The following is a 6,949-nucleotide window of genomic DNA, read 5'->3' on the forward strand; positions in this document are numbered from 1 at the left end:
ACGGTAGGCGAGGAGCATCCGCTAGGGGGTGTTTCGCGCGCGTTGTCCCTCTTCTGGGCGACGCGCTCAGCGCTCGGCGACGAACCCGCGCAGCCGCACCCGCCGCACCGCCCGGTCGGCGACCTCCACCACCTCGATGGTCAACCCGGGCAACCGCACCGTCTCGCCCGGCTCACCCGGCAGGTGACCCAACCGGGCCAGCACCAGCCCGGCCACCGTCGTGTACTCCCCCGACAGCGGGAAGCTCAGTCGCACCCCCAGATCGGGCAGGTCGTGCAGGGGGAAGTCACCGGGCACCAGCAGCGCCCCGTCCGGCTCCCGGGCCACGCCGCGCACGTCGCGGTCGGTCTCGTCGTACAACTCGCCGACGACCTCGGCCAGCAGGTCCTCCAGCGTGACGATGCCGTCGATGCCGCCGTGCTCGTCGACGACGAGGGCCAGTTGCTGGTGTTCCTGGCGCAACCGGCGCAACGCGTCGGCCACCGGCAGGGTCACCGGGAGCAGCAACGGCGACCGGACCCGCTCCCCCACCACCCCGGTGCCGGCCCGCACCAGATCGCGGATGTGCACCACGCCGACCACCTCGTCCAGACCGCCGGGGCCGGTCACCGGGGCGCGGGACCGGCCTGCGGCGGCCAGCAGGCGTACCCCCTCGTCGGCGGCCACGTCGGTCGGCAGCGTGGTCACCTCCCGGCGGGCCACCAGGATCTCCCGCAGCGTCCGACCGGCGATGTCGAACGCGCCGGTCAGGATCTCCCGCTGCTGCGCCGACAGGCCACGCTGACTGACCAGCATCTCCCGCAACTCCTCCTCGGTCATCTCCTCCCGACTGGCCCGGGGGTCCCCGCCGGCCAGCCGGACCACCATGTCGGTGGCCCGACTGAGCAGCCACACCGCCGGGCGGGACACCCGGGCGAGCAGGTCCAGCGGCCCGGCGCTGAGCAACGCCCACCGCTCGGTCCGCTGCATGGCCAGCCGCTTGGGCGCCAACTCGCCCAGCACCAACGTGACGAAGGTCAGCGCCACGGTCACCAGCAGCACCGAGGCCGGGCGGGCCGCCGCGCCGAGGAAGCCCAACGGGCCGACCAGCGGCTGGGCGAGCGACACCGCCGCGGCAGCCGAGGCGAGGAACCCGGCCAGGGTGATGCCGAGCTGGATGGTGGCCAGATAGCGGTTCGGGTCCCGCGAGAGCCGGACCAGCCGGTCACCGGCGCGGGTCCGCCGACCCAACCGGCGCAGCTGCCCCTCCCGCAGCGTCACCAGCGCCATCTCGCTGCCGGAGAGCGCGGCGTTGACCAGCACCAGCACGGCCACCAGCGCCAACTGCCCCAGCTGACCGCCCACCGCCCACCCCCGTTGACCGCCTGAGGTCACCTAACCGCAGCGCGCCCGGCTCCGGGCCCCGTTTCCGGCCGGCGGGGCGCTCAGTCGACCTCCAGGTCGTCCAGCGAGATGGAGTGGGTCATCAGCCACCGGGCCAGCGCCGACATGCCGAACAGCCAGAGCGGCACCGACTCGGTGGGGCCGTTGGTCGCGTAGATGGCGAACCGCAGATCCGGCGCGCGGTACGCCTCGATCCGCCACTGGTGCTGCCGGTCCCGCCAGACCGCCGAAGGGTCCATGGCGTCACCGTAGGTGACCGCCGACGGTCGAGGGGCCGGTTAGCCCGGCACCACCGCGACGCCGAGCACGGCACGCGCGGCGGACACCAGCAGGACGATGCCGATCCCGGCGAGCAGCAGCCAACCGACGCCGCGCCACCCCGAGGCGCGAACGGGCGGCGGCACCGGCGGCGGCGGCCGCCACATCTCCCGGTACGACCAGGCCAGCACGCCCACCCCGAACGGCAGGAGCCCGATCCAGTACCAGAACCACCGGGTGCCGACCAGCGGCGGGGCGCCGCCGACCAGCCGGACCAGCCACAGCAGGGTCACCGCGCCGGCGAGCAGCCCGGCGGCGTCGGCGATCCGGTGCGCGGCAGCGCCGGCGCTCTGCCACAGGTCCGCCGACGCGGCCAGTCTCGCGTCCAACCCGGCGGGCCGCTCCGTCGACTGCGGCCCGGCGGGCTCCGCCTGCGCGTCGGGCGGCTCGACGAAGGCGTACCGGACCCGGCCACTCGGCACGCTCCAGGCGATCATCGCGCCCTGCGGGTCGTACCGCGGCTGCGGCCGGCTGCCCCAGTACGCGTCGTCGTCGGCCCAGCCCGACGCCCGTTGGAAGCTCACCACCCGGCCCGCCGCCAGATCCCGGTCGAGCTGGCCCGCCGTCGCCTCGCGCGGCGCCACCCACCATGCCAGCGGAGCCCACAGCACCCACAGCAGCGGCAACCCCCAGCGCAGCGCGACCGAGACGACACCACGCCACCGGTCAGCGAACGGCCGCGACGGGGACAGGGACGGGGACAGCTCGGCCATCTGTTCACCCTGGCAGCCCGCCGCAATCCTGTCCGCCCCGGATCATCGCGGTGGCGCGCTCAGGTGACGACGACCCGGGCGTCGTCGGGCAGGCGGCGGGTGACGCCGCGGCGGTCCAGCAGCTCCAGCAGCGGCACCGCCACCCGGCGGGTGGTGTCCAACGCCTGCCGGGCCGCCGACAGGGTGAACGGCTGCGGCAGCCCTGCCAGCACGGTGACCGCCGCGTCGAGGGCGTCGGGCAGCAGCACCACCGTGTCGGCCAGCCGCAGCAGCGCGCCCGCGCGTACCGCCGCACCGATCTCCCGGGGGCCCAGGCCCAGGTCGACGAGGCGGTCCGCCTCGGGGGCGCGAAACGGCCGGTCGGCGTATTCGGCGCGGACCCGCTGCACGGCTCGGGCCACCGGCTCCGGCAGGGTGTCGACGGCGGCCGTGCCGATCCGCCCACCGTGGACCCGCAGCGGCGGGCGGATCAGCGCCTCGACCAGCGCCCGGTCGGGCAGAGCGAGGCGTTGACGCAGCGCGTCCACCGGCATGCCCGGCTCCAACGGGTGCTCCCGGGCGTACCGGCCGACCTCCTCGGTGAGCTGCTCGCCGAGCCGCTGCCAGTGCGCGGGGTCGGCCAGCCAGTCACCGGCCACCGGCGTGGCCTGCACCGGCACACCCATCCGGCGCAGCGCGCCGACCCGCACCAGCCGACGGCGGCGCAGCTCACCGGCCAGGTCGGGTCGACCGTCGAGGTCGGCGAGGACCGTCGCGCGGGCGGCGGCCGCGCCTCGCCGCGACAGCGGTGGCGGCGCCACGTCGAGGACCCGTACGCCGCCGGCCACGTGGTGTCGGCCGGGATCACGCAGCAGCGCCCGGTCGCCGACCAGCAGCGGCAACGGGCGGGCCAGCCGCAGCCGGACGGTGTCCGCGCCGAGCGGCCGGACCCGCACCGGCACCGCCGCCGACCCCACGTGCAGGGTGAGGGTGGCGGGCAGGTCGGCGGCCGGGTCGCCGGTGAGCCGTACGTCGATGACGTCGGTGTGGTGGAACCGGCCCGGGGTGAGCAGCGCGTCGCCGCGGCCGAGCCGGTCACGGGGCGTACCGCGCAGGTTGACCGCCACCCGGGCCACGGCCGCCGCCTCCGGACGGGCCTCACCGAGGGAGTGCAGGCCCCGAACCCGAACCAGTTCGTCGGCCCCGGCCAGCTCCAACTCGTCGCCGACGCGCAACCGGCCGGCGCCCAGCGTGCCGGTGACGACGGTGCCACTGCCCCGCACGGTGAAGCTGCGGTCCACCCAGAGGCGCACCGGGGCGTCCACTGTGGGGGCGGGCAGCCGGGCGGTGAGCCGCTCCAGCGCGGCCCGCAGCTCCGGCAGGCCGGCACCGGTCAGCCCGCTGACCGCCACCGTCTCCACCGCGCCGAGGCTGCTCGCCCCGATCTCGGCGCGGGCTCGCTCCGCCGCCGGCGCGGGGTCGGCCAGGTCCGCGCGGGTCACCACCAGCAGGCCGTACCCGACGCCGAGCGCGTCGAGCGCGGCCAGGTGCTCGGCGGACTGCGGCATCCACCCCTCGTCGGCGGCGACCACGAGCAACGCGGCCGGCACCGGCCCGACCCCCGCGAGCATGTTCGGCACGAACCGCTCGTGCCCGGGCACGTCGACGAAGGCGATGGTGGCGCCGGACGGCAGCGTCGTCCAGGCGAAACCCAGGTCGATGGTCATGCCCCGGCGGCGTTCCTCGGCCCATCGGTCGGGTTCCATCCCGGTCAACGCCCGGACCAGGGTCGACTTGCCGTGGTCGACGTGCCCGGCGGTGGCGACGACGAACATGATCAGTCGTCCCCTCCGACGCGCAGCACGGCCGCCAGGACCGCCTCGTCGGCGTCGACGGGAACACAGCGCAGGTCGAGCAGGAGCCGGCCCCGCACCACCCGGCCGAGCACCGGCTGGTCACCGGTGCGCAGCGGCACGGCGTACCGCTCGGGCAGGCTCAGCGCCCACGAGTCCAGCTCGACGCCGGGGGCGCCGCCGCCGCCGACCACGGCGACCGCCGGGACGACCTCCGCCTTGCGTCCCTCCGCGCCGAGCCGGTCACGCAGCAGCTCCACCCGGCTGCGCAGAGCGGCCGGGTCGGCGTGCAGCGCGGTCCGCGTCGGCGTGTCCGGGCGGTGCAGGGTGACGGCCAGCGCGGCCAGGGTCAGCTTGTCCACGCGCAGCGCCCGGGCCAGCGGGTGGCGGCGTAGCCGTTCGACAAGCGCGGCGTCGCCGAGCAGCAGTCCGGCCTGGGGGCCGCCGAGCAGCTTGTCGCCGCTCGCGGTGACCAGGGCCGCGCCGGCGCGCAGGGTGCCGGCCGCGTCCGGCTCGTCGGGCAGCAGTGGATCCGGCGCGAGCAGCCCGGAGCCGATGTCGGCGACCACCGGCACGTCGAGCGTGGCCAGTTGGCGTACCGGTGTGGCCGAGGTGAAGCCGGTGATCTGGAAGTTCGACGGGTGCACCTTGAGCACGAAGCCGGTCTGCGGTCCGACGGCCGCGGCGTAGTCGTCGAGCGTGGTGCGGTTGGTGGTGCCCACCTCGCGCAGGCTGGCGCCGGTGCTCTCCAGCAGGTCCGGCAGGCGGAAACCGTCGCCGATCTCGACCAGTTCGCCTCGGCTGACGACGATCTCCCGGCCGGCGGCCAGCGCGGTGGCGGCCAGCACCAGCGCGGCGGCGCCGTTGTTGACCACGTGTACGGCGGCGGCGTCCGGCACGGCGGCGGCCAGCGCGTCCATCGCGTCCCGGCCACGACGCGCGCGTCGCCCCGTGCGCAGGTCCAGCTCGACGTCGGTGTGGCCGGCGGCCGCCACGACCGCGGCGACGGCGGCGGGTGACAGCGGCGCCCGACCCAGATTGGTGTGCAGCACGACGCCGGTGGCGTTGAGCACCGTCCGCGGACCCGGGGCGGGCAGCCCGGCGACCACGGCGTCGGGGACCTCGTCGGGCTCGATCTCACCGCGGCGGGCCCGCTCCTGCGCCTGGACGACGGCGGCCTTGACCCGGTCCCGGCCGAGGGTCGCGACGGCCTCGGCCAGCCGCGAATCGGCGAGCAGCGTATCGGTGCGGGGCACCCGGCGTCGCGGGTCCACGCTGCCGTCGCGCATCACGTCACTCCTGCCGCCGTTGGCGGAGACGGACGGGAATCGAACCCGCCTGGCCCGGGTCCCGGACCACACCGGTTTTGAAGACCGGGAGGGGCACCAGCCGCCTGAACGCCTCCGTCGGACATTCGATCACAACGCCCAAGCGGCCGCTCAGTCAGCCGCCGGATCCACCCCGGTCCGTCGAGCATTCACCCGCTCGCGTTGCGGCACCACCGTGTAGCGCGGGTCGCGCGCCGACGCGACGCCACCGTAGAAGATGCCGAACCGGGTGGCCACCGACGCGCCCAGCAACGCGACCCCGGACAACGCGCCCGCCGCGCGGCTGCGCCGGCCGAGCAGCGCCCCGGCCACCCCGGCGACGGTCAGCAGCCGACCGGCGCGCAGCAGCCGACCGGGCCGCCCCGACCGGTAGGGCTCGCTGAGCAACCCCAGGCGGGTCTCCACCCGGTGCGCGCCGTACAGCTCCAGGGCCGCGCCGGCCACCGCCATCCGGCGGGCCGGCCCCGCCTGCGCCGGTGACGCGGCGAGCAGACCCACGCCGGCCCCGCTGGCCAGCGCGCTGCCCGCGAAGATGACCGGCAACTCGGGGTACGCCTCATGCCACGACGGCACCGCCGTGTCGGCGAGCAGCACCCCGGTGTACGTGGCCAGCGCCGGCGCGGTGGCGGCGGCGACGATCCCGGCGGCGTGCCCGATCGGCGGCAGTGCCCGCCCGGCCAACCCGAGCAGCCCGCGGCGGGGCAGCAGGCCGGCGCCCTCGGCGATCGCGGCGACCCCGGCGGCCGGCCCGAACGCGGTGAGGATCCAGGTGCCCACCGACATCGGCGAAGTTGGTTTGGCCACCCGCAGCATGTGGTGGAACCGCTCCGGCCGGCCCAGGTCCCGGATCAGGAAGACGGCGCTGGCGCTGACGGCGCCCAACGCGGTGACCCGACCGGCGCGGCGCAGCACCGGCCGGCCGGTGAGCTGCCCTCCCGCGGCGAGCAGCGACGAGCCGGCGGCCAGCCCGCCGGTGAACAGGTACGCGGCGATGTCCCACTTCCAGACCGGCGCCTTCAGGATGGGCCGCCCGTAGTACGACGTGAACTCGGCCTCCGGAACCCGCAGCTCCTCGCCGCCGCCCCGGCCGCGCCGCCGGCCCGCCCGCCGGGCCGGGTCGCCGCCGGGCTGCCGTGCGACCGAGTCACCACCGGGCTGCCGTGCGGCCATCTCGTCGCGGGCGTTGGTGAACCGGCGGAACCGATCGCCCACCCGGGGGCGCTCTGTGCTCACGAGGATCCTCCGACGACGAACGCGGCGACGGTCGCCGCCGTCATGGCCAGCGCGGCGAGGCCGGCGCGTTTCCACATCGCCGGCAGATCCCGCGTCGTCACCACCGGATCCGGCGGCAACCCATACACCTCCGGCTCGTCCA

General features: G+C 76.2%; 6 protein-coding genes, 1 tRNA gene and 1 pseudogene. All 8 read right to left on the reverse strand.

The window, feature by feature from the left end:
* Positions 1-66 precede the first annotated feature (66 nt).
* A complete protein-coding gene (locus ABZU53_RS26275; protein WP_355068103.1) occupies positions 67-1,344 on the reverse strand; it encodes a hemolysin family protein in 1,278 nt (425 codons plus the stop codon).
* A gap of 80 nt (positions 1,345-1,424) precedes the next feature.
* Complete coding sequence (locus ABZU53_RS26280; RefSeq protein ID WP_088989536.1) at positions 1,425-1,622, reverse strand: hypothetical protein; 198 nt, start codon at positions 1,620-1,622, stop codon at positions 1,425-1,427.
* A gap of 39 nt (positions 1,623-1,661) precedes the next feature.
* Positions 1,662-2,414: a hypothetical protein gene (locus tag ABZU53_RS26285; protein ID WP_355068105.1), complete on the reverse strand. Its 753-nt coding sequence runs from the start codon at positions 2,412-2,414 to the stop codon at positions 1,662-1,664.
* Between the two features lie 59 nt (positions 2,415-2,473).
* Positions 2,474-4,228 (reverse strand): selenocysteine-specific translation elongation factor, encoded by a 1,755-nt coding sequence (gene selB / locus ABZU53_RS26290; RefSeq protein ID WP_355068107.1) that lies wholly within the window; start codon positions 4,226-4,228, stop codon positions 2,474-2,476.
* Between the two features lie 2 nt (positions 4,229-4,230).
* Positions 4,231-5,535 (reverse strand): L-seryl-tRNA(Sec) selenium transferase, encoded by a 1,305-nt coding sequence (selA, locus tag ABZU53_RS26295; protein ID WP_355068109.1) that lies wholly within the window; start codon positions 5,533-5,535, stop codon positions 4,231-4,233.
* A 20-nt stretch (positions 5,536-5,555) separates the two neighbouring features.
* Positions 5,556-5,651 (reverse strand) — tRNA-Sec (locus tag ABZU53_RS26300).
* A gap of 34 nt (positions 5,652-5,685) precedes the next feature.
* Positions 5,686-6,807 (reverse strand): NrfD/PsrC family molybdoenzyme membrane anchor subunit, encoded by a 1,122-nt coding sequence (gene nrfD, locus ABZU53_RS26305; RefSeq protein ID WP_355068111.1) that lies wholly within the window; start codon positions 6,805-6,807, stop codon positions 5,686-5,688.
* Positions 6,804-6,949, reverse strand: a pseudogene (locus tag ABZU53_RS26310) (4Fe-4S ferredoxin); the annotation flags it as partial. The pseudogene ABZU53_RS26310 and the gene nrfD, both read right to left, overlap by 4 nt.

The organism is Micromonospora sp. NPDC005194 (assembly GCF_040608335.1).
GTDB lineage: Bacteria > Actinomycetota > Actinomycetes > Mycobacteriales > Micromonosporaceae > Micromonospora.

What these genes read in the sequence shown, in the direction of transcription:
- selA (WP_355068109.1), bottom strand. Translation starts at nt 5,535, where the DNA reads ATGCGCGACGGCAGCGTGGACCCGCGACGCCGGGTGCCCCGCACCGAT.
- ABZU53_RS26280 (WP_088989536.1), bottom strand. Translation starts at nt 1,622, where the DNA reads ATGGACCCTTCGGCGGTCTGGCGGGACCGGCAGCACCAGTGGCGGATC.
- selB (WP_355068107.1), bottom strand. Translation starts at nt 4,228, where the DNA reads ATGTTCGTCGTCGCCACCGCCGGGCACGTCGACCACGGCAAGTCGACC.
- ABZU53_RS26285 (WP_355068105.1), bottom strand. Translation starts at nt 2,414, where the DNA reads ATGGCCGAGCTGTCCCCGTCCCTGTCCCCGTCGCGGCCGTTCGCTGAC.